This window comes from Streptococcus viridans, from assembly GCF_900636365.1.
GTDB classification, from domain to species: domain Bacteria; phylum Bacillota; class Bacilli; order Lactobacillales; family Streptococcaceae; genus Streptococcus; species Streptococcus viridans_A.
Map to the genome: position 1 here is coordinate 914,327 of NZ_LR134266.1, position 25,701 is coordinate 940,027.

24 protein-coding genes and 3 tRNA genes are annotated in these 25,701 nt (G+C 42.4%); 18 read left to right on the forward strand and 9 right to left on the reverse strand.

The genetic code is table 11. The features are described 5' to 3' along the window. Positions 1-36 precede the first annotated feature (36 nt). On the reverse strand, positions 37-678 hold the full coding sequence (gene plsY / locus EL081_RS04900) for a glycerol-3-phosphate 1-O-acyltransferase PlsY (RefSeq protein ID WP_185946457.1): 642 nt from the start codon (positions 676-678) through the stop codon (positions 37-39). A gap of 188 nt (positions 679-866) precedes the next feature. Here plsY and parE point away from each other — a divergent pair, with 188 nt between their 5' ends. From parE to EL081_RS04950, 9 genes are all read left to right on the forward strand, one after another. Then, the gene (parE, locus tag EL081_RS04905) at positions 867-2,816 is read left to right on the forward strand and encodes a DNA topoisomerase IV subunit B (protein WP_126404189.1); all 1,950 of its coding nucleotides are present in this window, start codon (positions 867-869) and stop codon (positions 2,814-2,816) included. Positions 2,817-3,416: 600 nt separating this feature from the next. Continuing rightward, positions 3,417-4,235: an aminoglycoside 6-adenylyltransferase gene (locus EL081_RS04915; protein WP_126404190.1), complete on the forward strand. Its 819-nt coding sequence runs from the start codon at positions 3,417-3,419 to the stop codon at positions 4,233-4,235. Positions 4,236-4,560: 325 nt separating this feature from the next. Next, positions 4,561-7,014, forward strand: a complete 2,454-nt coding sequence (gene parC / locus EL081_RS04920; protein ID WP_126404191.1) for a DNA topoisomerase IV subunit A — start codon at positions 4,561-4,563, stop codon at positions 7,012-7,014. A 174-nt stretch (positions 7,015-7,188) separates the two neighbouring features. Beyond that, entirely contained in the window at positions 7,189-8,214 is a 1,026-nt protein-coding gene (locus EL081_RS04925) for a branched-chain amino acid aminotransferase (protein WP_126404192.1), read from the forward strand. A 142-nt stretch (positions 8,215-8,356) separates the two neighbouring features. Next, complete coding sequence (locus EL081_RS04930) at positions 8,357-8,587, forward strand: DUF2969 domain-containing protein (protein WP_126404193.1); 231 nt, start codon at positions 8,357-8,359, stop codon at positions 8,585-8,587. A 52-nt stretch (positions 8,588-8,639) separates the two neighbouring features. Next, positions 8,640-8,720: transfer RNA gene (locus tag EL081_RS04935), tRNA-Tyr, on the forward strand. A 49-nt stretch (positions 8,721-8,769) separates the two neighbouring features. Then, positions 8,770-8,841 (forward strand) — tRNA-Gln (locus tag EL081_RS04940). A 167-nt stretch (positions 8,842-9,008) separates the two neighbouring features. Continuing rightward, positions 9,009-10,208 (forward strand): 30S ribosomal protein S1, encoded by a 1,200-nt coding sequence (rpsA, locus tag EL081_RS04945; protein WP_006596419.1) that lies wholly within the window; start codon positions 9,009-9,011, stop codon positions 10,206-10,208. Between the two features lie 76 nt (positions 10,209-10,284). Beyond that, positions 10,285-10,356, forward strand: a tRNA-Arg gene (locus EL081_RS04950). A 150-nt stretch (positions 10,357-10,506) separates the two neighbouring features. Here EL081_RS04950 and EL081_RS04955 read toward each other — a convergent pair. Continuing rightward, on the reverse strand, positions 10,507-11,493 hold the full coding sequence (locus tag EL081_RS04955; protein WP_117744218.1) for an L-lactate dehydrogenase: 987 nt from the start codon (positions 11,491-11,493) through the stop codon (positions 10,507-10,509). A 195-nt stretch (positions 11,494-11,688) separates the two neighbouring features. Here EL081_RS04955 and gyrA point away from each other — a divergent pair, with 195 nt between their 5' ends. The 4 genes from gyrA to radC all read left to right on the forward strand — a co-directional run bounded on the left by gyrA (position 11,689) and on the right by radC (position 16,242). Next, the gene (gyrA, locus tag EL081_RS04960) at positions 11,689-14,151 is read left to right on the forward strand and encodes a DNA gyrase subunit A (RefSeq protein ID WP_126404194.1); all 2,463 of its coding nucleotides are present in this window, start codon (positions 11,689-11,691) and stop codon (positions 14,149-14,151) included. An 8-nt stretch (positions 14,152-14,159) separates the two neighbouring features. Further along, positions 14,160-14,909 (forward strand): class A sortase, encoded by a 750-nt coding sequence (locus tag EL081_RS04965; RefSeq protein ID WP_126404195.1) that lies wholly within the window; start codon positions 14,160-14,162, stop codon positions 14,907-14,909. A gap of 309 nt (positions 14,910-15,218) precedes the next feature. Beyond that, positions 15,219-15,497 (forward strand): hypothetical protein, encoded by a 279-nt coding sequence (locus tag EL081_RS04980; protein WP_006596413.1) that lies wholly within the window; start codon positions 15,219-15,221, stop codon positions 15,495-15,497. Between the two features lie 61 nt (positions 15,498-15,558). Then, positions 15,559-16,242: a RadC family protein gene (radC, locus tag EL081_RS04985; protein WP_126404196.1), complete on the forward strand. Its 684-nt coding sequence runs from the start codon at positions 15,559-15,561 to the stop codon at positions 16,240-16,242. Between the two features lie 186 nt (positions 16,243-16,428). On the opposite strand, the gene EL081_RS04995 is transcribed toward radC, so the two are convergent. The 6 genes from EL081_RS04995 to EL081_RS05020 all read right to left on the reverse strand — a co-directional run bounded on the left by EL081_RS04995 (position 16,429) and on the right by EL081_RS05020 (position 20,462). Beyond that, positions 16,429-17,073, reverse strand: a complete 645-nt coding sequence (locus tag EL081_RS04995) for a redox-sensing transcriptional repressor Rex (protein WP_126404197.1) — start codon at positions 17,071-17,073, stop codon at positions 16,429-16,431. 93 nt (positions 17,074-17,166) lie between these two features. Beyond that, on the reverse strand, positions 17,167-17,403 hold the full coding sequence (locus EL081_RS05000; protein ID WP_126404198.1) for a DUF4649 family protein: 237 nt from the start codon (positions 17,401-17,403) through the stop codon (positions 17,167-17,169). Further along, complete coding sequence (locus EL081_RS05005) at positions 17,403-17,750, reverse strand: DUF1831 domain-containing protein (RefSeq protein WP_126404199.1); 348 nt, start codon at positions 17,748-17,750, stop codon at positions 17,403-17,405. The genes EL081_RS05000 and EL081_RS05005 overlap by 1 nt, the downstream gene beginning before the upstream one ends. Further along, complete coding sequence (locus EL081_RS05010) at positions 17,740-18,867, reverse strand: cysteine desulfurase family protein (protein ID WP_126404200.1); 1,128 nt, start codon at positions 18,865-18,867, stop codon at positions 17,740-17,742. The genes EL081_RS05005 and EL081_RS05010 overlap by 11 nt, the downstream gene beginning before the upstream one ends. Positions 18,868-18,876: 9 nt before the next feature. Next, positions 18,877-19,833: a ribose-phosphate diphosphokinase gene (locus EL081_RS05015; protein ID WP_126404201.1), complete on the reverse strand. Its 957-nt coding sequence runs from the start codon at positions 19,831-19,833 to the stop codon at positions 18,877-18,879. Between the two features lie 62 nt (positions 19,834-19,895). Continuing rightward, on the reverse strand, positions 19,896-20,462 hold the full coding sequence (locus tag EL081_RS05020; RefSeq protein WP_126404202.1) for a CYTH domain-containing protein: 567 nt from the start codon (positions 20,460-20,462) through the stop codon (positions 19,896-19,898). A gap of 95 nt (positions 20,463-20,557) precedes the next feature. On the opposite strand from EL081_RS05020, the gene EL081_RS05025 reads away from it, so the two are divergent. The 5 genes from EL081_RS05025 to mutY all read left to right on the forward strand — a co-directional run bounded on the left by EL081_RS05025 (position 20,558) and on the right by mutY (position 25,159). Further along, the gene (locus tag EL081_RS05025; protein ID WP_048690012.1) at positions 20,558-21,229 is read left to right on the forward strand and encodes a GTP pyrophosphokinase; all 672 of its coding nucleotides are present in this window, start codon (positions 20,558-20,560) and stop codon (positions 21,227-21,229) included. Continuing rightward, on the forward strand, positions 21,213-22,031 hold the full coding sequence (locus EL081_RS05030; RefSeq protein WP_281281320.1) for an NAD kinase: 819 nt from the start codon (positions 21,213-21,215) through the stop codon (positions 22,029-22,031). The genes EL081_RS05025 and EL081_RS05030 overlap by 17 nt, the downstream gene beginning before the upstream one ends. Further along, positions 22,028-22,918, forward strand: coding sequence for an RluA family pseudouridine synthase (locus EL081_RS05035; RefSeq protein WP_126404203.1), 891 nt, complete (start codon positions 22,028-22,030; stop codon positions 22,916-22,918). The genes EL081_RS05030 and EL081_RS05035 overlap by 4 nt, the downstream gene beginning before the upstream one ends. A 20-nt stretch (positions 22,919-22,938) precedes the next feature. Continuing rightward, complete coding sequence (gene pta, locus EL081_RS05040; protein ID WP_126404204.1) at positions 22,939-23,913, forward strand: phosphate acetyltransferase; 975 nt, start codon at positions 22,939-22,941, stop codon at positions 23,911-23,913. Between the two features lie 91 nt (positions 23,914-24,004). Continuing rightward, on the forward strand, positions 24,005-25,159 hold the full coding sequence (mutY, locus tag EL081_RS05045) for an A/G-specific adenine glycosylase (RefSeq protein ID WP_126404205.1): 1,155 nt from the start codon (positions 24,005-24,007) through the stop codon (positions 25,157-25,159). 179 nt (positions 25,160-25,338) lie between these two features. On the opposite strand, the gene EL081_RS05055 is transcribed toward mutY, so the two are convergent. Next, positions 25,339-25,686 carry a PedC/BrcD family bacteriocin maturation disulfide isomerase gene (locus tag EL081_RS05055; RefSeq protein WP_126404206.1) on the reverse strand — a complete coding sequence of 116 codons (348 nt, stop codon included), beginning with the start codon at positions 25,684-25,686 and terminating at the stop codon, positions 25,339-25,341. Positions 25,687-25,701 lie beyond the last annotated feature (15 nt).

Genomic DNA, 25,701 nt, shown 5'->3' on the forward strand with positions numbered 1-25,701 from the left:
CTATTATTGAACATAAAAAAAACTAGAGTTTAGACTCTAGTCTTTTTGTTTTTGATGGGTGATGTTTTTACCCCAGGTGACGATATTTTCATTCTTATTGAGGATGCGTTTGATGTTGTCCTTGTGGCGGATGATAATCAAGGACGAAAGTGCGAGGACGATAATGGTAAAGATGATATCGTAGCTTGGGAGGATCCAACCAGTCAGTGGGAGGATGAGGACTCCGATACTTGCCAAAATTGCGACTGTCACACTTGAAAAAGAAATCATGCTAGTTAAATAGAGGCTAGCAAAGAAATATATAGCTAAGATTAATAGAAAGAGAGGTGAGAAGCCGATGAGGACTCCTGCACTGGTCGCGACTGCCTTCCCTCCTTTAAAGCCTGCAAAAATTGGGAAGGTATGACCAAGGACTGCGAGAAGACCAAAGACCATTGGCGAAATCCCTGTAACCCCAAAAATAGTCGGCAATAAAACAGCCAAGGTTCCTTTGAGGAAATCAACTGCAAAGACGACAAGACCTGCCTTCGTCCCTAAGATACGGAAGGTATTGGTGGTCCCTGTATTTCCAGAACCGTGTTCGCGTAGATTGATGTTAAAGAAGGCTTTCCCAATCCACAAACCAGAAGGGATAGAACCTAATAAGTATGCTAATACGAGTAAAAGAATTGTTTTCATCATAGTTTCATTATATCAAAATTGCTTTGAATGAAAAAGAAAATTTCGTCCATAATTGTCACATCGGATAGTCGGTTTAAGCTAATCGTGCTTAAATGGGCTAATTAAAGGGAGAGAATAAAGAAAAATTTTGCAAAATTTCCTAAAAAACTGTAATATAGAAAAGATGAACAAACAGGAGGTTCCTTGTGTCTAAAAAGGAAATCAACATTAATAATTATAATGACGATGCCATTCAGGTACTAGAAGGGTTGGATGCGGTCCGTAAACGTCCAGGGATGTATATCGGATCGACAGATGGAAATGGTCTCCACCATTTGGTCTGGGAAATTGTCGACAATGCGGTCGATGAAGCCCTATCTGGTTTTGGTTCTCAAATTGACGTTACGATTAACAAAGACGGTTCCCTAACTGTAGCGGACCAAGGTCGGGGGATGCCGACAGGGATGCATGCCATGGGTAAACCAACCGTTGAGGTCATCTTTACGATCCTCCACGCTGGAGGGAAGTTTGGTCAAGGGGGGTATAAGACCTCTGGTGGTCTCCACGGAGTGGGATCTTCGGTCGTAAACGCCCTCTCTAGCTGGCTTGAGGTTGAGATTACCCGTGATGGAGCAGTCTACAAGCAACGCTTTGAAGATGGTGGGAAACCAGTTACCACTCTTGAGAAGATAGGAACGGCTCCTAAGTCTAAGACTGGGACCAAGGTTACCTTCATGCCGGATCCAACCATCTTCTCAACGACCGATTTCAAGTTTAATACCATTGCGGAACGGATCAAGGAGTCGGCTTTCTTGCTCAAGGATGTGACGCTGACGTTGACAGATCTCCGTAAGGAAGAAGACAACTACGTCGCCTTCCATTACGAGAATGGGGTCCAGGATTTCGTTGAGTACTTAAATGAAGATAAGGAAACCTTGACGCCGGTTCTCTACTTTAATGGAGAATCAGAAGGATTCCAAGTAGAAGTCGCTCTCCAGTACAATGATGGCTATTCCGACAATATCTTGTCATTCGTCAATAATGTCCGGACCAAAGATGGGGGAACCCACGAAACTGGACTCAAGACAGCCATTACCAAGGCCATGAACGACTATGCAAGAAAAACAGGACTTCTCAAAGAAAAAGACAAGAACCTAGAAGGATCCGACTACCGGGAAGGTCTTTCAGCTGTTCTTTCTATTTTGGTTCCAGAAGCCCATTTGCAGTTCGAAGGGCAGACCAAGGACAAACTAGGAAGTCCACTTGCACGACCAGTCGTCGACGGGATTGTCGCTGATAAGTTGACCTTCTTCCTCATGGAAAATGGGGAATTAGCTTCCAATCTGATTCGCAAGGCCATCAAGGCTCGGGATGCGCGTGAAGCAGCTCGGAAGGCGCGTGATGAGAGTCGTAATGGAAAGAAGAATAAGAAGGATAAGGGACTTTTATCTGGTAAATTGACCCCGGCCCAGTCCAAGAATGCTGCTAAGAATGAACTCTATCTGGTCGAAGGAGACTCAGCTGGTGGATCGGCCAAGCAAGGTCGAGACCGTAAGTTCCAGGCCATCCTTCCACTTCGAGGGAAGGTTCTCAATACTGAGAAGGCCAACATGAGCGATATCCTCAAAAACGAGGAAATCAACACCATGATTTACACCATCGGTGCTGGAGTTGGGGCTGACTTTACGATTGAAGATGCCAACTATGACAAGATTATCATCATGACCGATGCGGATACGGATGGTGCTCACATTCAGACCTTACTCCTAACTTTCTTCTATCGCTATATGCGTCCCTTGGTCGAAGCAGGACGTGTCTATATCGCCATGCCTCCTCTTTACAAGATGTCTAAAGGCAAAGGGAAGAAAGAAGAAGTGGCTTATGCCTGGACAGACAGTGAATTGGAGGACCTACGCCGGACCTTTGGTCGTGGGGCAACCCTCCAACGTTACAAAGGGTTGGGAGAGATGAATGCGGATCAGCTTTGGGAAACAACTATGAACCCAGAAACCCGCACCTTGATCCGTGTCACCATTGATGATCTAGCGCGTGCAGAACGCCGTGTCTCAGTCCTAATGGGCGATAAGGCAGCTCCACGCCGCCAATGGATCGAAGATAACGTTAAGTTTACCTTGGAAGAAACGACAGCGTTTTAAGGAGTGTGAGTGGTGATTAAGAATGATTTGGCTTATTTTGGTTATATTGGTTATATTTTCTTAGTTTCTTTACCATCTGTCTTTCTTGCATTCTACATGAATCGTCGAACAATCAGACTGATAGGCTTGTATGTGCCGATAGTCTTTACGCTATGCATGCTAAAGGTACTAGAATCCAATATTAGTGACCCAGAATATGGTTCTTTTGAGGCGTTCATTCTCATGATTTTATATGGCTTTCCCTTGATAATAGGAGCCTTAGTCTACACACTGATTCGTCTGTGCTTTGTTTATAAGAAAAATCTGCGGAAGGGACTTTTGATTTTCCTATCCTATCTTATAGGTCCTCTTCTGAGCTTGTATGTGGTAATGCTATTTCAGCTCCATCAGTTCATGTTTGTAGTCATTATTCTGATGATTCTGGTTTCCTATCTGCCACCTCTTTATCTCTATTATTTTGAGCAAGATCAGTAGGCTACGGGACGCTTCCTTAATAATATCTTATCGTTGATTGTATAGAAAGTTCAGAAGTGATCAATAGTTTACTGCTCTAACCTGTTAAAAAATATCCAACACCTTTAAGTGATGAAGGAGTAAAAGATGAGAACTGATACAGAAATGATGAATCTGATTTTGCAAATAGGTGAATCCCTGCGAGTGGAAGCAGTAGCCTTATCCGGCTCGCGGATCAATTCACAGACCCAAGAAGATGAGTTCCAAGATTATGATGTGGTCTATATTGTTGAGAATCTGAACGACTTGTTATCTGATTTATCTTGGCTAGACCAGTTTGGAACGCGTCTGATTGAACAGCACAATGTCCTTGGACACCGTCGTCTGTATCTCATGCTTTTTGAAGATGGCAATCGCATCGACTTGACACTCTGTCCTAAAGAACATATCCAAGAGTGGGTGGACAGCGAGGCAGGTTTCAGAGTGCTAAAAGACGAAAATGGTTTGTTTGAAGCCTATCAGCCTAATGCCAAGCGCTACTGGATCGCTCCACCTTCCGAAGAGGAATTTGCAGCATCCTGCAATGAATTTTGGTGGGTATCGGCTTATGTCGTCAAAGGGATACGAAGAAATCAGCTCCTCTATGCGACCGACCACCTCTATGGCATTTGCCAGCAAGAACTCCTCAAGATACTAGCTTGGCAGGTAGCAAGTGATAAGGGAATAGTTGATATCGGAAAGAACTACAAGTACCTTTTTCACTATTTGCCTGCTGAGCTGGAGAAGGATTTCTCAGCACTTCTTGATCTATCTAGTCTAGAGAGAATCAGCCAATCCTTATTTGCTACCATGAAGTTATTCGATGGTGAAGCGCAAGAATTAGCCCAAAAGATGGAATTTGCCTATGATCAGGAAGTGGCTGAGAAGATGATGATTTATGCTGAGAAAAATCTGTCGAATCATTGATTCAATCAACTATTTTAAACATCTTAAACTACAGAAAGAAGTCTTTGGTTACTTGAAGTGACTGAATTCCTTTTTCTAAAAATCTATTCAACATTCTTTGAAAGGAGTTGAACACGCCCTAAATACTGTGTGAAACTCTTGATTCTAACATTTAACTACGTATTAAAAACTACAGAAAGGATCGTTTGGTTACTTGTAGTAACTGAACACGGGACTAATTTCTTAGGAAAAAAGATAAATCGCTTTGGGTTCATGGAACCCTGCATCAATTTCCTATTTTTCTACAGAAATTTTCGGCAAGCCGTAACGTCCCTTTGTATCTTATATGAGTAATATCCAAAATATGTCCTTAGAGGACATCATGGGAGAGCGCTTTGGTCGCTACTCCAAATACATTATTCAAGAACGGGCTCTTCCTGATATTCGGGATGGCTTGAAACCTGTTCAGCGGCGGATCCTTTATTCTATGAATAAGGATGGCAATACCCATGACAAGGGGTACCGCAAGTCGGCCAAGTCTGTCGGAAATATCATGGGGAATTTCCACCCTCACGGGGATAGTTCGATCTATGATGCCATGGTCCGCATGTCTCAAGACTGGAAGAATCGTGAGATTCTTGTTGAGATGCACGGTAACAATGGTTCTATGGACGGTGATCCACCGGCTGCCATGCGTTATACGGAAGCCCGTCTATCTGAAATTGCTGGTTATCTCCTTCAAGATATCGAAAAGAACACAGTGCCATTTGCCTGGAACTTTGACGATACAGAAAAAGAGCCAACTGTTTTGCCTGCAGCCTTTCCAAACCTCTTGGTCAATGGGGCTACAGGGATTTCAGCTGGTTATGCGACAGATATTCCGCCCCATAACCTTGCTGAAGTCATCGATGCGGTGGTCTACATGATCGACCATCCTTCTGCTAAGGTAGACAAACTCATGGAGTTTCTTCCTGGACCTGATTTCCCGACCGGTGCCATTATCCAAGGGCGCGATGAGATTAAGAAAGCCTATGAAACTGGTAAGGGACGGGTGGTTGTCCGCTCTAAGACAGAGATCGAGCAGCTCAAAGGTGGCAAGCAGCAAATCGTCGTCACTGAGATTCCTTATGAGATCAACAAGGCCGTCTTGGTCAAGAAGATCGACGATGTTCGTGTCAATAACAAGGTGGCCGGTATTGCAGAAGTTCGGGATGAGTCTGACCGGGATGGTCTTCGCATTGCCATTGAGTTGAAGAAAGATGCCAATGCAGATCTAATCTTGAACTACTTGTTCAAGTACACAGATTTACAGGTCAACTACAACTTCAATATGGTGGCAATTGACAACTATACCCCTCGTCAAGTTGGGATTCTACCGATTTTATCAAGCTACATTGCTCACCGTCGAGATATCATTGTCGCTCGCTCTCGCTTTGACAAGGAAAAGGCCGAACGACGCCTCCACATTGTAGAGGGATTGATCCGCGTCATCTCCATCCTTGATGAAGTCATCGCCTTAATCCGTGCTTCTGATAACAAGGCAGATGCTAAGGAAAACCTTAAGATCAGCTATGATTTCACAGAAGAGCAAGCAGAAGCCATTGTCACCTTGCAATTGTACCGTTTGACCAATACAGATATCGTCACCTTGGAAGAAGAGCATGCTAACCTCAAGGAGCAAATCGCGACCTTGGCTGCTATCATAGGGGATGAACGGACCATGTTCAATCTCATGAAGAAGGAATTGCGTGAAGTCAAGAAGCTCTTTGGCAATCCGCGTCGTAGTGAGCTACAAGACACTGCTAAAACAATTGAGATTGATACAGCCAGCCTCATTGTCGAAGAAGAAACCTACGTTAGCGTGACCCGTGCTGGTTATATCAAACGGACCTCTCCTCGTTCTTTCAATGCATCTACAGTGGAGGAAGTAGGTAAGCGGGACGACGATGAATTGATTTTCGTAGAGCCTGCTAAGACTACCCAGCATCTCTTGCTCTTTACCAACTTAGGAAATGCCATTTATCGACCTGTTCATGAATTAGCAGATACCAAGTGGAAGGACATCGGCGAACACCTCAGTCAGACCTTGACCAATTTTGAGCAGGAAGAAGAAATACTTTTTGCGGAGATTGTGGATCAGTTTGAGGGTGTGACCTACTTTGCAGCTACCCAACAAGGACAAATCAAGCGCTTTGAACGCAAGGAATTGAGCCCATGGCGGACCTACCGCTCCAAATCAACGAAGTACGCTAAGCTGAAAGACCAAGAGGACCGTATCGTAGCGGTTGCACCAGTTGTCCTCGAGGACATCATGATCATTACCCAAAATGGCTATGGTCTGCGCTTCAATATTGAAGAGGTGCCAGTAGTTGGGGCTAAAGCAGCAGGAGTCAAAGCTATTAACCTGAAAGATGGAGATCAAGTGATAGCTGTCTTTAAGTCAACGACTCCAAGCATGTACATTCTGACCCAGCGAGGCAGTTTGAAACGGATGTCCCAGGACGATATTCCAGTGACCAGCCGGGCTAAACGCGGACTTCAAGTCTTACGTGAATTGAAGTCTAAACCACACCGCGTCTTCAAGGCAGGTCCAGTCTTCACGGACCAAGTTGATTTTGATCTCTTCACGAGCCAGGAAGAAGTAGCAGAGCAGGATCAAATCCTTCAGATTACCTCCACTACAGGTCAGGTGACAGAAGTGGATGTTACCCAACTCAACTTATCAGAACGAACTAGCAATGGTTCCTTTGTCAATGATCAAATTTCTGATCAAGAAGTCTTTACTGCTAGAATCGAATAAAAACAAAATTAGCCAGTTTATGGCTAATTTTGTTTGCTCGATAAATTTTCTGAAAATTGCAAATTTCACTTGAAATTCTCATGAAATGGTGTAAAATAGAGTACATGAATAAAGTCATCCTTTGTGGTGGCTCTTGCTATTTAGCAAGTCTTGAATGGAAGAAGGATAACAGACATGACAGTATCACTTGATTGGGAAAATCTTGGATTTTCTTATATGAAATTACCTTACCGCTATATCGCCTATTACCGCAATGGTGCTTGGGAAAAAGGAGAACTATCCGAAGATGCTACACTTCATATTTCGGAATCTTCTCCAAGTTTGCACTATGGACAGCAAGCTTTCGAGGGGCTGAAAGCTTACCGTACAAAAGATGGCAGTATTCAATTGTTCCGTCCAGATGAAAATGCCAAACGCCTGCAACGGACTGCTGATCGTCTTTTGATGCCTCAAGTTCCAACGGATATGTTTGTTGAAGCTTGTAAAGCAGTAGTGCGTGCCAATGAAGAATATGTCCCACCGTATGGAACAGGTGGAACCCTCTATCTTCGTCCGCTTTTGATTGGAGTCGGAGATATCATTGGAGTGAAGCCAGCAGAAGAATACATCTTTACGATCTTTGCTATGCCAGTAGGAAACTACTTCAAGGGCGGCTTGGTTCCAACCAACTTCTTAATCCAAGACGAATATGACCGGGCAGCTCCTCATGGGACGGGTGCAGCGAAAGTCGGTGGAAACTATGCCGCTAGCCTCTTACCTGGTAAATTAGCTAAGTCTCGGAACTTCTCAGACGTGATTTACTTGGATCCAGCGACCCACACCAAGATTGAAGAAGTGGGATCTGCTAACTTCTTTGGGATCACAGCTGATAATGAGTTTGTGACTCCACTTAGCCCATCAATTCTGCCATCTATTACCAAGTATTCCTTGCTCTATCTTGCTGAGCATCGTCTTGGTTTGAAACCAATCGAAGGTGATGTCCCAATCGATAATTTAGACCGATTTGTCGAAGCAGGGGCTTGTGGAACTGCTGCCGTTATTTCACCAATCGGGGGAGTTCAGCACGGAGATAACTTCCATGTCTTCTATTCAGAAACAGAAGTAGGACCAATTACCCGCAAGCTTTATGATGAATTAACGGGCATCCAGTTTGGTGATATAGAAGCACCAGAAGGATGGATCTTCAAGGTAACTGAATAAATCAATCATAAGAGGGGGGACTCCCTCTTTTTTTCATAGGAATAAATACTAGCAAAATAAAATAATTTAATCATGAAACATTTTCGGCTTGCAAGCATGTGAAAATTTTTGTAAAATAAAGGGGTTGAAATGAGGTAGAAGAATGAGTAAAAAAGATAAAAAAATCGAAATTCAAATTGCAGATAGTAAAGTGGTTGTAGGTAAGGAAACCTTTGATGGCTACCAATTAACGATTGGGAAGAAGGCTATTGCTGAGATTGCTGATATGGGGGCTCAATTTGCCCTCGTAAAAAATGCATCTGTAGACAGTCTTTATAAATCCCTTGAAAAAGCAGTGGAAAGTGCCATCGAAAATTATAATTTGCACAAATAAGGGGTTGCATTTTAATAAAATCAATGGTATAATTGTGACTGTTGATTTGCTTGGAGAGATAGCGAAGAGGCTAAACGCGGCGGACTGTAAATCCGCTCCTTCGGGTTCGGGGGTTCGAATCCCTCTCTCTCCATTAGTGTTCATTGTGACGATGATAAAGTGACTAAGGTCAGCGCTCTTTTTGGGGTATAGCCAAGCGGTAAGGCAAGGGACTTTGACTCCCTCATGCGTTGGTTCGAATCCAGCTACCCCAGTTCTAGGTAATATCAGATAAGGTGGTAAAATATCTACTCAGGTATTTTATTTCTTTATATGAAGATGTCGTTGTAGATCATTTTGATTACGTTGCGAGTGCTTGCTTAGGAAAAATAATTATAAGTATGTCAAGTTTAGAAAACTTGATTGTTGGAGGATTTTTTAGATGAATGAATTTGAAGATTTGCTAAACAGTGTTAGCCAAGTTGAGCCAGGTGATGTTGTTACTGCTGAAGTTTTGACAGTTGACGCTACACAAGCTAACGTTGCAATCTCTGGAACTGGTGTCGAAGGTGTCTTGACTCTTCGCGAATTGACAAACGATCGTGATGCGGACATCAACGACTTGGTAAAACCAGGTGAAACACTTGAATTGCTTGTTCTTCGTCAAGTAGTTGGTAAAGATACTGATACAGTAACTTACCTTGTATCTAAAAAACGTTTGGAAGCTCGCAAAGCATGGGACAAATTGGTCGGACGTGAAGAAGAAGTTGTTACTGTTAAAGGAACTCGCGCTGTTAAGGGCGGACTTTCAGTAGAATTTGAAGGACTTCGTGGATTTATTCCAGCTTCAATGCTTGATACTCGTTTTGTACGTAACACTGAACGTTTCGTAGGTCAAGAATTTGATGCTAAAATCAAAGAAGTTGACGCAAAAGAAAACCGCTTCATCCTTTCTCGTCGTGAAGTTGTTGAAGCTGCATCAGCTGCAGCTCGCGCTGAAGTATTCGGTAAATTGAACGTTGGTGACGTTGTAACTGGTAAAGTTGCTCGTATCACTAGCTTCGGTGCTTTCATCGACCTTGGTGGTGTTGATGGATTGGTTCACTTGACTGAATTGTCACACGAACGCAACGTTTCACCTAAATCAGTCGTAACTGTTGGTGAAGAAATCGAAGTGAAAGTTCTTGACTTGAACGAAGAAGAAGGTCGCGTATCACTTTCATTGAAAGCTACAACACCTGGACCATGGGATGGCGTTGAACAAAAATTGGCTGCTGGTGATGTCATCGAAGGTACTGTTAAACGTTTGACTGACTTCGGTGCATTCGTTGAAGTATTACCAGGTATCGATGGACTTGTACACATCTCACAAATTTCACACAAACGTGTTGAAAATCCAAAAGATGTGCTTAAAGTTGGACAAGAAGTAACTGTTAAAGTTCTTGAAGTAAATGCTGCTGATGAACGTGTATCACTTTCTATTAAAGCTCTTGAAGAACGTCCAGCTCAAGAAGAAGGCGAAAAACAAGAAAAACGTCAACAACGTCCACGTCGTCCAAAACAAGAAAAACGTGACTTTGAACTTCCAGAAACTCAAACTGGATTCTCAATGGCTGACTTGTTTGGCGATATCGAATTGTAATATTCAAAAAGCTTACCTCTCGGTAAGCTTTTTTTACTTGTAAAATTCTCGAGAATTTGATATACTATAACAGTTGCCACCCTTAGTGTAATGGATATCACGTAAGATTCCGGTTCTTGAGATGGGGGTTCGATTCCCTCAGGGTGGATAAGGATAGGAGAGCGGAGAGGCTCTCTTTTTTTGTATCTGGATAGGAAAGATACCTGTGAATTTTTAAGAGCAGTATCGAACTCTCAGTGCCCTTTTCGATGATATCAAGAAAACACCATGTCCTAAGACATGGTGTTTCATTATTTGTTTAGTTTTTAGAAGCTGCTTGGAATTCTGGGTTCTTCCATGCTTCGTCGATAATTGCTTGCAATTCTTTTGCAGAAGCTTGCATTTTTTGTGTTTCAGCGTCGTTCAATGGGATGTTTACTGGACGAACGATACCGTGTGCACCAACGATCGCTGGTTGACCGATAAAGACGTTCTCAACTCCGTATTGACCTTCTTGGAAGACTGAAAGTGGAAGTACTGCATTTTCATCATCAAGGATAGCACGAGTGATACGAGCAAGGGCAACGGCGATACCGTAGTAAGTAGCACCTTTCTTGTTGATGATTGAGTAAGCAGCATCACGTACAGAGATGAAGAGATCTACAAGGTCAGCTTCGTTCAAGTCACGGTTTGCTTGCAACCATTGTTCCAATTTCACACCGGCAACGTTAGCATGTGACCAAACAGCGAACTCTGAGTCTCCGTGTTCACCCATGATGTAGGCGTGAACCGAACGTGCATCAACACCGATAGTTTCAGCAAGAGCTTGACGGAAACGAGCTGAGTCAAGAGAAGTACCAGAACCGATAACGCGTTCTTTAGGGAAACCTGAGAATTTCCAAGTAGAGTATGTCAAGACGTCAACTGGGTTAGCAGCTACAAGGAAGATACCGTCAAATCCTGAAGCAACAACTTGCTCAACGATTGATTTGTTGATGGCAAGGTTTTTTCCAACGAGGTCAAGACGAGTTTCACCTGGTTTTTGAGGAGCACCAGCAGTAATAACAACGAGGTCAGCATCCGCACAATCTTCGTACTTAGCAGCATAAATCTTCTTAGGAGAAGTGAAGGCAAGAGCGTGGCTAAGGTCTTCAGCATCACCAACCGCTTTTTCAAACAATTGAGGGATTTCAATGATACCTAATTCTTGTGCGATTCCTTGAGTAACGAGTGCGAAAGCATATGATGAACCTACAGCGCCGTCACCAACAAGGATAACTTTTTTATGTTGTTTAGTTAATGTCATTATTCTAAACGTCTCCTTCTATTTTTTTGGGTTTTCCCATTCGCATTTATTCTACCACTTTTACAATTCTTTGTCACGGTTTTACGCTTAATTTAGACGATGTAAACGTTTTTACTCTTGTGTTCCGAAGGAGAAAAAAAGCACTAAATGTGTTATAATAGTATGGTGAATTAATTAAAGAGAGGCATTGTTTTAATGCAGGATAATAACTTAGTTGATGTTAATTTAACATCGGAAATGAAGACCAGTTTTATCGATTACGCTATGAGTGTTATCGTGGCTCGGGCTCTTCCTGACGTTCGAGATGGTTTAAAACCAGTTCATCGTCGAATCCTATATGGAATGAATGAACTTGGTGTTACGCCAGATAAACCACATAAGAAATCTGCCCGTATTACTGGGGATGTTATGGGTAAATACCATCCGCATGGGGACTCCTCTATTTATGAGGCTATGGTTCGAATGGCTCAATGGTGGAGTTATCGTTACATGCTTGTAGATGGGCATGGGAACTTTGGTTCTATGGATGGAGATGGAGCCGCTGCCCAACGGTATACAGAAGCTCGTATGAGCAAGATTGCTCTTGAAATGCTTCGTGATATCAACAAAAATACAGTTGATTTCACAGATAACTATGATGCCAGTGAAAGGGAACCAAACGTTCTTCCAGCTCGCTTCCCTAACTTGTTAGTCAATGGTGCGACAGGGATTGCGGTAGGGATGGCGACAAATATCCCGCCACACAACCTCGGTGAGTCTATTGATGCTGTCAAGTTAATGATGGACAATCCTGATGTGACAACGCGTGAGTTGATGGAAGTGCTTCCTGGACCAGATTTCCCTACTGGGGCCTTGGTCATGGGCAAATCAGGTATTCATAAGGCCTATGAAACAGGAAAGGGCTCAATTGTCTTACGTTCTCGCACGGAGATTGAAGAGACCAAAACAGGGCGCGAACGCATTGTCGTTACAGAATTCCCTTATATGGTCAATAAGACTAAAGTGCATGAACACATCGTTCGCTTGGTTCAAGAAAAACGGATTGATGGAATTACGGCAGTTCGGGATGAGTCCAACCGTGAAGGGGTTCGTTTCGTCATTGAAGTCCGTCGCGATGCATCAGCCAATGTTATCTTGAACAACCTCTTCAAGATGACCCAAATGCAGACCAACTTTGGTTTTAACATGTTGGCCATCCAAAACGGTGTCCCTAAGATTCTCTCTCTTCGTGAGATCCTAGGATCTTATATTGAGCACCAAAAAGAAGTAGTGACTCGTCGGACGATTTTTGATAAAGAGAAGGCGGAAGCTCGTGCTCATATCTTGGAAGGTCTCTTAATCGCTCTTGATCACATCGATGAAGTGATTAAAATCATCCGTAATAGCCAGACAGATGCAGAAGCTCAAGCTGAATTGATGAGTAAGTTTAAACTTTCTGAGCGTCAAAGTCAAGCTATCTTGGATATGCGTCTTCGTCGTTTGACTGGTTTGGAACGTGACAAGATTCAAAGCGAATACGATGATCTCATTGCTTTGATTGCTGATCTCGCTGACATTTTAGCCAAGCCAGAGCGTGTGGTCGCGATCATCAAGGAAGAGCTGGATGAAGTAAAACGCAAGTTTGGAGATCCACGTCGCACGGAGTTGATGGTGGGAGAAGTTCTTTCACTGGAAGACGAAGACTTGATTGAAGAGACCAATGTATTGATTACGCTGTCTAATAAAGGCTACATCAAACGCTTGGATCAGGATGAATTTACTGCTCAAAAACGTGGGGGACGTGGTGTTCAAGGTACAGGGGTCAAGGATGATGACTTTGTCCGTGAATTGGTTTCTACCAGTACCCATGATCGTTTGCTCTTCTTTACCAACAAGGGACGTGTTTATCGTCTCAAAGGCTATGAAATCCCTGAATACGGTCGTACAGCCAAGGGACTTCCGATTGTCAACTTGCTTAAGTTAGATGATGGAGAATCCATTCAGACCATTATTAACGTTGCTCAAGACCGTAGTGAAGACGCTTATCTCTTCTTTACAACCCGTTCAGGTTTGGTGAAACGGACTAGTGTAGCTGAGTTTGCCAATATTCGTCAAAATGGCTTGAAAGCTTTAAACCTCAAAGACGAGGATGAGCTGATCAATGTCTTCCTCACAGACGGAAATACGGACGTGATCATCGGGACTAAATTTGGTTATTCTGTCCGCTTCAAAGAGTCTGTGGTTCGGAACATGGGCCGTTCGGCAACTGGGGTTCGAGGTGTCAACCTTCGTCCAGGAGACCAAGTGGTCGGTGCAAGCGTCATTACAGATCAAGATGAAGTATTGATTATCACTGAAAAGGGATACGGTAAACGCACGCGTGCAGATGAGTATCCAACAAAAGGACGTGGTGGTAAAGGGATTAAAACTGCTAATGTAGCTGATAAAAATGGTCCTCTAGCTGGACTCATGACTGTCAAAGGAGATGAGGATTTGATGATTATCACCAATACAGGCGTCATGATTCGTACCAGCGTTGCCAATATTTCTCAAACTGGACGTTCGACCATGGGTGTGAAAGTTATGCGTCTGGATCAAGATGCCCAAATCGTAACCTTTACAACGGTTCAAGCTGACGAAAAAGATGAGTCAGAGACTGAAACTGAAAGTGAAGGGTAGGATAAAAAATGGCTTCAAGAAGAAGAAAAAAGAGGAAAACAAGCTTACGCAATCGCTTGATCAATATCTTTGCTACCTTGCTGATCCTTTTGTCTATCGCTCTGATCTTTAATGCTCCGATTCGGAACATGATCATGGTTTGGCATACCAATCAGTACCAGGTTAGCAAGGTATCGAAAAAGACTATCGATAAGAATAAAGATGCCAAGACTAGCTTTGATTTTAAAGAAGTCAAATCGCTTTCTACAGAATCTGTTATCAATGCCCAGTGGCAGGCGCAGAAGTTGCCTGTTATTGGGGGGATAGCCATTCCAGAATTGAAGATGAACCTTCCGATTTTTAAAGGCTTAGATAATGTGGGACTCTATTATGGGGCAGGTACCATGAAAGAGGACCAAGTTATGGGGCAAAGGAATTACTCCTTGGCTAGTCACCATGTCTTTGGTTTGACCGGGGCAAATGAAATGCTCTTTTCTCCATTAGAACATGCCAAAGCTGGAATGAAAATCTATATCACTGATAAGGATAAAGTCTATACCTATGTCATCAATTCTGTTGAAACAGTGACGCCAGATCGAGTCGATGTCATTGCAGATAGAGAAGGGGTAAATGAAATTACCTTGGTGACCTGTGAGGATGCTGCAGCAACTTATCGTACGATTGTAAAAGGTACTTTGGAAACTTCAGTAGATTACTCAAAAGCACCAAAAGATATACTAGAAGCTTTCACAGAATCTTATAATCAAATGCAATTATAATCAACGAAAAGAGAGTGGGACAGAAATCGGTAATTCGTTAGAATTCGATTTCGTCGTCCCACCTCCGCACAGTTGAGTAGGGCTGTAAAAGCTGATGAAATCAGCGTAGTAGAGCCCACTCAACCACTGCGTCTTGCTCGAAAATTTAAAGACAATTGAGAGGCTAGGACTTTTGTCCCAGCCTCTTTTTTTGTTAATTTTCTGCCAACTTGTAAGAGGATAGTCATAAAATGTTACCTGACTGACATATTTTTGCATGCTTTCTATTTTATAATAGAAGAGTGATAGAAAGAAGCTTGGAGGAACCGAATGCACACAGAAGATATCTATACTTTGTTAAGAAACTTCTATGGCTTACTGGTCAATGATTTTCCAAAAACGGGGCTCATTACCAAGGGGATCTACGAGGTTGAACAGGTCTTTGAAACCATTAAAAACCTTCCTGATAATCAAGAGCACTTAATTCGATACGAAATTCGTCAATTCCTAGCGACTTTGGAACAAGTGCAAGAAGGCTATAGAATTAACTTTTCAAACGAAGAAAATCGAATCCTTGAAAACCTAAGGGAAGTAGTTTGTCCTATATAAATTTTATACAGAATCATCCATTTTCCTCCTCAATTGCGAATTATTAATTGAGGAGGTTTTTATGTATCATATTGTATTTCAAGAATCTGGTCTTTTACCTAGAGAACGTTTGCTAACAGAAGGCCCTGATAAGCTCAGTCATCAAGAATTGCTATCCATCTTATTACGGACGGGGAACAAAAATAAAACAGTCTACGAGATTGCTCAAGACTTGTTGGGCTCGCTAAAGAGTTTAAAGGAACTGGCTAGTATGAGCTTTCAGGAGTTACAGGAAGTTCCAGGAATTGGAAAAGTTAAGGCCATTGAGCTATTAGCTGCTATGGAACTTGGGAAACGAATCCAGACCTCACAAGTGATTGAAACGGAACAAATCATGAGTAGTCAGAAGCTGGCAAAAATGATGCAACAAAAAATAGGCCATGAGAAACAGGAGCATTTACTGGCATTGTATCTGAATACCCAAAATCAAATTATTCATCAACAAGTGATTTTTATCGGTACAGTCAATCGTAGCATTGCAGAACCTCGAGAGATATTGCACTATGCCATCAAGCATATGGCGACGTCCTTAATCTTAGTTCACAACCATCCATCCGGAATCATTCATCCGAGCAAGAATGATGATGGCGTCACTCAACAAATGATTGAAGCCTGCAATTGTCTAGGAATTGTTTTTCTTGACCATCTGATTGTTTCAACTGATGATTATTACAGCTACCGGGAGGAGACAGATTTATTGGTATAGAAAAGAGGCTGGGACAAAAGTCCTAGCCTCTCAATTGTCTTTGGATTATCGAGCAAGACGCAGTTGTTGAGTGGGCTCTACTATGCTGATTTCATCAGCTTTTACAGCCCTACTCAACTGTGCGGAGGTGAGACGACGAAATTGAATTCTAACGAATTACCAATTTCTGTCCCACTCTCTTGCTTATCATGAATTTTTGCGCATAAAGTAGAGAAGGGTTTGCAGTTCGCTGGTTAGATCGACATATTGGACAACCACATCCTTTGGAACTGTTAGGTGTACTGGAGAAAAGCTAAGGATTCCCTTGATACCAGCTTCAACCAGTAAATCTGCAACTTCTTGAGATTTTACACTTGGAACGGTTAAAATAGCTGTTTGAATCTCTTGTCCCTCTAGTTTTTCTTTTAGTGTTGAGATGCCGTAAATCGGAATGTTATCTTTACTTTTAGTACCTACTAAGTCATGATCATCCGTATCAAATGCCATGACAATCTTCATTTTGTTTCGCTCATGGAAGCGATAGTGAAGCAGGGCACTTCCCATATTTCCAATCCCGACGATAGCAACATTGGTGATGGAGTTATCATTTAAGAGATCTGCGAAGAAGTTCATTAACTTTTTGACATCATAACCAAAACCACGTCGTCCTAACTCTCCGAAGTAGGAGAAGTCGCGACGAACAGTCGCGGAGTCAATACCGATGGCTTCAGCAATCTGTTTTGAATTTGCTCGCTCGATCTTCTCTGCATTAAAGCGTTTAAAAATGCGGTAATACAGAGAGAGTCGTTTGGCAGTAGCACGAGGAATTGGATTAGTCTTATCTTGTTTCACAATATCACAACCTTTCAAATCTATTTTATAAAAAGTTTGTGAATAAAGCAACTATCTTCTACTAAAAAAACACCAAAATGGTGCTTTTCTTTGTTAGTTGGAATTTCTTAAACTCTGATCAAACTGAATCAGATAGCGATAGAAGTCACCGATTCTTCCAGTGAAAGGTAAAATTTGCCCCTTGTAGGTCACGGAAACAACCTGATAGGAATCTGGAAGGGTCACACAGCCTGAAAAAGCTAGTAGACAGTGATCCAAATTATCGTAGCTAATCTGACGTTCCTTTTGGTATGCATCCAAATAGGTGAGGACTAGAGGAGCATTGGTCATTACTTTTCAATCCTTTCAAAGATTTCGCGCTCAACTAAACTGTCCATGAGGAAGTAGAATTTTTGTTGGATGATTTTGTTTTCTGGATTTTTAAAAATATTTACCAAACGAAGGCCTGACTTGTCAGTAATGTTAATTTTAAATCCTGTTAAATCCTTATTGATAATAATTTTTAGCTTAAAGCCATCTCCGCTATTTGGAACAGCTTCTAATAGACGATTTAATTCGTAGTTTCCAACCTTTGTTTGGGCAAAGGTATTGTCGCGTAGGGTATATTTTTTAATATTTGGATGGATTGCGTATGTGTAATCGCAGTCTGTTAATGAGACAGAAGTTTCAAATGCCATGTAATTCTCCTAAAATTTTGTGAATGGTTGTAATAAAAATATCGACTTCATCAGAAGTATTGAATTCAGATAAACTAATGCGAATAGATTCCTTCAAGCGAGGCGAATCTTCGCCGTAATAAGCTGCAAGGACATGACTTGGTTGAACAGTTCCTGCTGTACAAGCGGAGCCGGTTGAGACTGAAATACCTGCCATGTCTAAACGAAGCAGTAAGATATCATTGCTGATACCAGGAAAGCCAATATTTAAGACATGAGGAAGGTTAGTGTCTGTGCTATTCAGATAGAAATCTAGATCTTCTAGACCAGTTAGGATACGTTCAGATAAGCTCTGAATATACTGATAATTTGCTTCTAACTGATCAGTTGCTTCTTTGAGGGCTTGAGCCATTCCAGCAATTGAAATCAAGTTCTCTGTACTAGCCCGACGCTTGTCTTCTTGGTCACCCCCGTGTAAGAGATTGAAAAAGTCAGGCTTTCTAGCATAGAGGATGCCAACCCCTTTTGGCCCATGAAATTTATGGGCGGATGCGGTTAGGAAATCGATTCCTAGCTCTTCTGGTGCTATAGAAAGTTTACCAACGGCCTGGACAGCATCGACATGAAAAGCAGCAGGATGGTCTTTTAAAAGGTCAGAAATGGCCTTGATGGGTAAGAGATCGCCTGTTTCGTTATTGGCATACATGGTGGATACCAAAATAGTATCGGGACGAAGTGCAGCACGAATATCTTCAGGACGAATCTTTTGATCAACGGGTTGAATAACGGTCACTTCAAACCCAAACTCCTCGACCAAGTACTCAATCGGTTCCAAAACGGCATGGTGCTCAATAGCCGTGGTAATAATATGCTTCCCTTGCTGTCTATGTTTGAGACAGTAGCCCTTTATAACAGTGTTATTACTTTCGGTCCCGCCAGAAGTGAAGATAATCTGTTGACTAGAGGTCTTTAAACAAGTTGCAACGCATTCCCTAGCATCTCTAAGAATCTTTTTCGCTTGACGACCATGGGAGTGGAGGCTAGAGGGATTTCCGAAACTGGTCTCCATCGTTTCTGTCATCACCTTGATTACTCCTGGGCTTAGGGGAGTGGTTGCCGCATTGTCAAAATAAATCACGATATCACCTTATTTCTTGTGGTATGCAAAGAGTGGACTAACTGGTTTACGCTCTTGGATACGTACAAGGGCATCCCCAATCAAATCACTTGCAGTAATGTATTTTACATTTTTTGGTTTTTGTTCTTGGGTTGCTACAGAGTCTGTAACTAAAATTTCTTTAATCGGTGCTTGGTCTAGTAATTCTGCAGCTCCTTTAACGAAAAGTCCGTGACTAGAAACGGCATAAATCTCAGTAGCGCCGTCGCGTTGAACAATTTTTGCAGCCTCAGAGAAGGTTTTTCCTGTATTCAAAATATCATCGATCAGGATTGCTTTTTTACCTTTAACATCCCCGATGATGTAGCCCTCGTCACGGCTAGAGTCGTCTTGGGCGTAGTCGATGATAGCAATTGGGGCATCTAGATATTCTGCAAGATTGCGTGCGCGTTTCACTCCAGAATTTTTAGGGCTGACAACCACTACATCTGAACCGGTTAAACCTTGTTTGATATAGTGATCAGCAAATAGAGGAATCGTGAACAAGTTGTCTACTGGGATATCGAAGAAGCCTTGTACTTGAACCGCATGAAGATCGAGGGTTACAACACGGTCTACCCCTGCCTTGACAAGCATGTTGGCAACTAATTTTGCTGTAATTGGTTCGCGAGGAGCAGCAGTGCGGTCTTGACGAGCATACCCAAAGTATGGAAGGACCACGTTTACGGTATGGGCACTTGCTCGTTGGCAAGCATCTACCATGATTAACAATTCCATTAAGTGATTGTTCACTGGGAAGCTAGTAGATTGGATGATGTAAATATCATATCCACGCACACTTTCTTCGATATTAATTTGGATTTCACCATCTGAGAATTGACGTGAAGAAAGCTTTCCGAGTGGGATGCCAGCAACTTCCGAAATTTTTTGTGCAATTTCTTGGTTGGAGTTGAGTGCGAAGAGCTTCATATTGTTTTTTTCTGACATGTATTTGATCCTCATTTAGATATTTTTGTCTAGTCTTATTTTAGCAAAAAAATTCAGTAATTTCAGCTTTTTAGCAAACTTTGAGCCAATCTTGCTACTTTACTTTTTGCTGACTTGTATTCAATTTGTTTTTCCTTGAGAAATTCGTGAAAATAAGTTTCATCTGAAGCAGCATCCACCTCCATTTCTAACTCATAGTCCTCGATAGAGTTATACCGACTACGGTCAAAAGCTAATAATCCTTTAGGGATTCTTTTCTCCCGTCTCTCTGTTTCTAGACTTCCCCAGACATCTAAGGAATTTAGTGGAATGTCTAAATCAGTGAGAAAGCTGGCAATCTCACCTTGAGGGAGTTTCTTCTTGGAGAGAAAGGCTTCTACTTGTTCAAAAGTAAGGGCTTGATTGTATTCAAAATGTCCCGCATCTTGCGGTACTTTAAGGGTTAGCTCAGCCCGATCAGCTAAGGTACGAATTCGCAAGGCCATCCGATGATTCCGGATAGCTTGGTCGGGCGTGTCAATATAGTGATTGGTTTGTCGGATAGGAGGTTGGTCCTTGAAAAAGTCTTCTAGAGAATGGTACTCTTCTTTGGTTAGTAAGGTTTTAAATTCAATTTCTAAATGATTCATAGCTACGTCCTTTTCTTTCGTTTGCAAGCTCTTTATGATATAATAATAGATGTGTTTATTTTATACAAAAAACTTTGAGATGACAAGGTGATTCAATGGCGATTGATTGGGAAAATTTTTTAGATCCCTATATCCAAGCAGTTGGGGAGTTGAAGATTAAACTTCGTGGGATAAGAAAGCAGTATCGCAAACAACAAAAGCATTCCCCAATCGAGTTTGTGACCGGTCGTGTGAAGCCGATTGAGAGTATTCTCGAAAAGATGGAACGCAGAAGTATATCTGAAGAGAACCTGGCTCAAGATATGCAAGATATTGCTGGTCTGAGGATCATGGTTCAATTTGTAGATGACGTAGACGAAGTCCTAGAAGTCTTGCGGAAGCGTCAGGATATGCGCGTGGTTCAAGAACGAGACTATATTCGTCACAAGAAATCAAGTGGGTATCGAAGCTATCATGTAGTGGTAGAGTATCCAGTAGATACCATTAATGGCTATGAAACGATTTTGGCAGAGATTCAGATTCGTACTTTGTCTATGAATTTCTGGGCCACCATTGAACACTCATTAAATTACAAATATAAAGGAGATTTTCCGGACGAGATTAAGAAGCGTCTTGAAGTCACCGCGAATTTGGCTTATCAACTCGATGAGGAAATGGGTGCCATTCGTGATGCCATTCAGGAGGCGCAAGCTCTTTTTGATCCAATGCATCGTAAATTAAACGATGGCGTCGGAAATAGTGATGATACAGATGAGGACTACAGGTAAAAAGGTTTCGATTATTCGGAATCGAAAACGCCAGAGCGAAGAGGTTTTTCAACAACTTCGTTATAAATTAAAAAAGAATAATTTTATCTTAACTGAGAAGCATCCGGATATCGTGATCTCTATCGGTGGGGATGGCATGTTGCTTTCGGCTTTTCATAAGTACGAGAGTCAATTGGATCGGGTTCGTTTTGTTGGGGTGCATACGGGGCATCTTGGATTTTATACGGACTATTTAGATGATGAGATTGACAAGTTGGTAGAAAATCTCAAGTTCGATACAGGTGCCAAGGTATCTTACCCAATCCTTAATGTCAAAGTGACTTTTGATAATGGGGATACGAAGATTATGCGAGCCCTTAACGAAGCGACAATCAAACGTAGCGATCGAACTATGGTGGCTGATTTAACCATCAATGGCGTTCATTTTGAGCGATTCAGAGGGGATGGTATTACGGTTTCGACCCCTACAGGTAGCACAGCTTATAACAAATCTTTGGGAGGAGCTGTGCTTCACCCGACGATCGAAGCGCTTCAGATTGCTGAAATCGCTAGTCTGAATAATCGTGTCTATCGAACTTTGGGGTCATCGATTATTGTTCCCAAAAAAGATAAGATTGAAATCACTCCTAGCCGGCCAGGTTTTCACATTCTCTCTGTTGATAATTCAACCTATTCCTATCGAAATATCGCCCATATCGAGTACCAGATTGATAACCACAAGATCAATTTCGTAGCGAGCCCAAGCCATACCAGTTTCTGGAATCGGGTCAAGGATGCCTTTATCGGAGATATTGACGAATGAGGTTCGAATTTATTGCAGATGAACATGTCAAGGTTAAAACCTTTCTGAAGAAACATCAGGTTTCAAAAGGCTTATTGGCCAAGATCAAGTTTTCTGGAGGTCAGATTTTAGTCAATGGCGTCGAACAAAATGCCATTTATCTTCTGGATATCGGAGACAAGGTAACGATTGATATTCCCTCTGAGGAAGGTTATGAAGCCTTGGAAGCCATTGATCGTGATTTGGAAATCTTGTACGAAGACGATCATTTCTTGGTTATCAACAAACCAGCAGGAGTGGCATCCATTCCTAGCTCCCTTCATTCCAATACCATTGCGAACTTTGTCAAGGGTTACTATGTTCGCAATCAGTATGAAAATCAGCTCGTTCATATTGTCACCCGTTTAGACAAGGATACCAGTGGGATCATGCTTTTTGCCAAACATGGCTATGCCCATGCTCGCTTAGATAAACAACTTCAGGCTAAGACCATTCAAAAACGTTACTTTGCATTGGTAAAGGGTAAGGGGGAGTTGGAAAGTAAAGGGGATATCATTGCTCCCATTGCGCGTGATGAAGACTCCATTATTACCCGAAAAGTAGCAAAAGGTGGTAAGTATGCTCATACCAGCTACCAAATTGTTCAGTCTTTCGGTGATATTCATCTGGTGGATATCCAGTTGCATACAGGCCGGACCCATCAGATTCGCGTTCATTTTTCTCATATTGGTTTTCCACTTTTGGGAGATGACCTCTATGGAGGTTCGTTAGAAGATGGGATTCTTCGACAAGCCTTGCATTGCCATTCCTTGGCTTTCTATCATCCTTTTTTGGATGAGGAGCTCCGAATTGAAAGCTCTCTGCCAGATGATTTTAGCCAAGTCTTAAAACAGTTATCAAATATTTAATTTTTTCAAAGGAGAAACTCATGGAAGTTTTTGAAAGCCTCAAAACCAACCTCGTTGGTAAGAATGCTCGTATTGTGTTACCTGAAGGGGAAGAGCCTCGTATTCTGCAAGCAGCAAAACGCATTGTCAAAGAAACAGACGTTACACCTGTCTTGCTTGGTAATCCAGATAAAATTCGTATTTACCTTGAAATTGAAGGAGTTATGGAAGGATACGAAGTTATCGACCCGCATTCTTACGCAGGCTTTGATGAGATGGTAGCTTCCTTGGTAGAACGTCGGAAGGGTAAAATGACAGAAGAAGAAGCGCGTCAAATTTTGCAAGACGATGTCAACTACTTTGGTGTTATGTTGGTACATCTGGGAATCGTTGATGGTATGGTATCAGGTGCCATTCACTCAACAGCTGCAACTGTTCGTCCAGCCCTTCAAATTATCAAAACTCGTCCAAATGTCAAACGCACTTCAGGTGCCTTCCTCATGGTTCGTGGTTCTGAACGTTACTTGTTTGGAGACTGTGCGATTAACATCAATCCAGATGCTGAAGGCTTGGCTGAAATTGCCATCAACTCTGCTATCACAGCCAAGATGTTTGGCATCGATCCGAAAATCGCCATGTTGAGCTATTCAACCAAAGGTTCTGGTTTCGGTGAAAGTGTTGATAAAGTTGTGGAAGCAACAAAAATCGCTCATGAACTTCGTCCAGACCTTGAAATTGATGGGGAATTGCAATTTGACGCTGCCTTTGTACCAGAAACAGCAGCATTGAAAGCTCCAGGAAGCAAGGTGGCAGGACAAGCCAATGTCTTTATCTTCCCAGGTATTGAGGCGGGTAACATTGGGTACAAGATGGCAGAACGTCTCGGTGGCTTTGCTGCAGTAGGACCAGTTTTGCAAGGGTTGAACAAACCAGTTAACGACCTTTCTCGCGGATGTAATGCAGATGACGTTTACAAATTGACCTTGATCACAGCAGCTCAAGCTGTGGAACGATAAGAATGATTGAAAGGCTTAGGTGTTTCCTAGGCCTTTTTATGGTAGAGTCAGAATCTCTAAAGTAGAAGTCATTCTATGGTATACTAGGAATATGATGGATTTAAAAGATTACGGGATTATCATGTGGGAGGAGGAAAAAATTGCCTCTTTCCGAGAAAAGTTATTAGCCTGGTATGATGCCAATAAACGAGATCTCCCCTGGAGACGGACACAGGATCCTTATAAAATATGGATCTCAGAGATTATGCTCCAGCAGACACGTGTCGATACGGTTATTCCCTATTATGAGCGTTTTTTAGACTGGTTTCCGACGATTGCGGATCTGGCTCAGGCTCCAGAAGAAAAGCTCTTAAAAGCTTGGGAGGGCTTGGGCTATTACTCACGGGTCCGCAACATGCAGAAAGCTGCTCAGCAAATCATGGAGGACCATGGGGATGTTTTCCCATCAAGCTATGAGGCTATCTCAAAACTCAAGGGAATTGGAACTTATACAGCTGGTGCCATTACGAGTATTGCTTTTGGCTTGCCAGAGCCAGCAGTGGATGGCAATGTCATGCGGGTTTTAGCTCGTTTGTTTGAGGTGGACTACGATATCGGAGTCCCGACCAATCGCAAGATTTTTCACGCCATGATGGAAGTCTTGATCGATCCAGACCGCCCGGGTGATTTCAATCAGGCTTTGATGGATCTGGGCTCAGATATTGAATCACCAGTCAATCCACGGCCCGAAGAGAGCCCTGTAAAAGAGTTTAGCGCGGCCTATCAGCATGGGACCATGGATCGCTATCCCATCAAGGCTCCTAAGAAGAAACCAGTACCAGTCTATCTTACAGCCTTTATTATCAAGGATAGTCAAGGGCGCTACCTGCTGGAAAAAAATGAGCGGGAAGGACTCTTGTCAGGCTTCTGGCATTTTCCCTTGATTGAAGTGGATAGTCTAACTGAGAACCTGGGCCAATTGTCTCTACTGGATGAGAAAGAACAAGCAGAGGACAATTTAGAGATTCTCTCCTTTGAACAGGACTATGACTTGGTCATTGATTGGCAAGAGAGAACTTATCCCATGGTCCAGCATGTCTTTTCGCATCGCAAGTGGCAGGTTCAACTTCGTTACGGCCTAGTAAAAGAAGGAGAACAAGCAACCAGTGAATCGACTGTTTGGTTGCAACCAGAAGAATTTTCGGCCTATCCTTTTGCCAAACCCCAGCAAAAGATTTGGACGACTTTTACAGAAAATGAAAATTGAGAGTGGGACAGAAATCGGTAATTCGTTAGAATTCGATTTCGTCGTCCCACCTCCGCACAGTTGAGTAGGGCTTTAAAAGCAGATGAAATCAGCGTAGTAGAGCCCACTCAACCACTGCGTCTTGCTCGACAATCCAAAAACAATTGAGAGGCTAGGACTTTTGTCCCAGCCTCAATTTTTTATAGATGAGCGAATGCTTTGATTTCTTCTTCAGACATGGATGAGTCGCAACGAACAGTGACTTCGCCGGATTTGACATGTAAAAATCCTGGGACAGTTGGGATGCCGTAAGTTGAACGGAAGGCTTGTAAAGCGTCTAGTTGACTTGGTTCTTCACTATTAATGAAGTAGATATGAGCTTTAGTTTCGGCTACTACAGTTGCTAATTTAGCAGCGAACTTACGGCAATATGGGCAAGTCTTACGTCCAATAAAGAAGGTTGCTGTTTCTTTTTGGTCGATGGCTTCTTGCGCACGCGCAACAGTGGTTACTTCAAGATCTTTAATATCTTCTAAAAATTGTTCCATGAGATTACCTCGCTT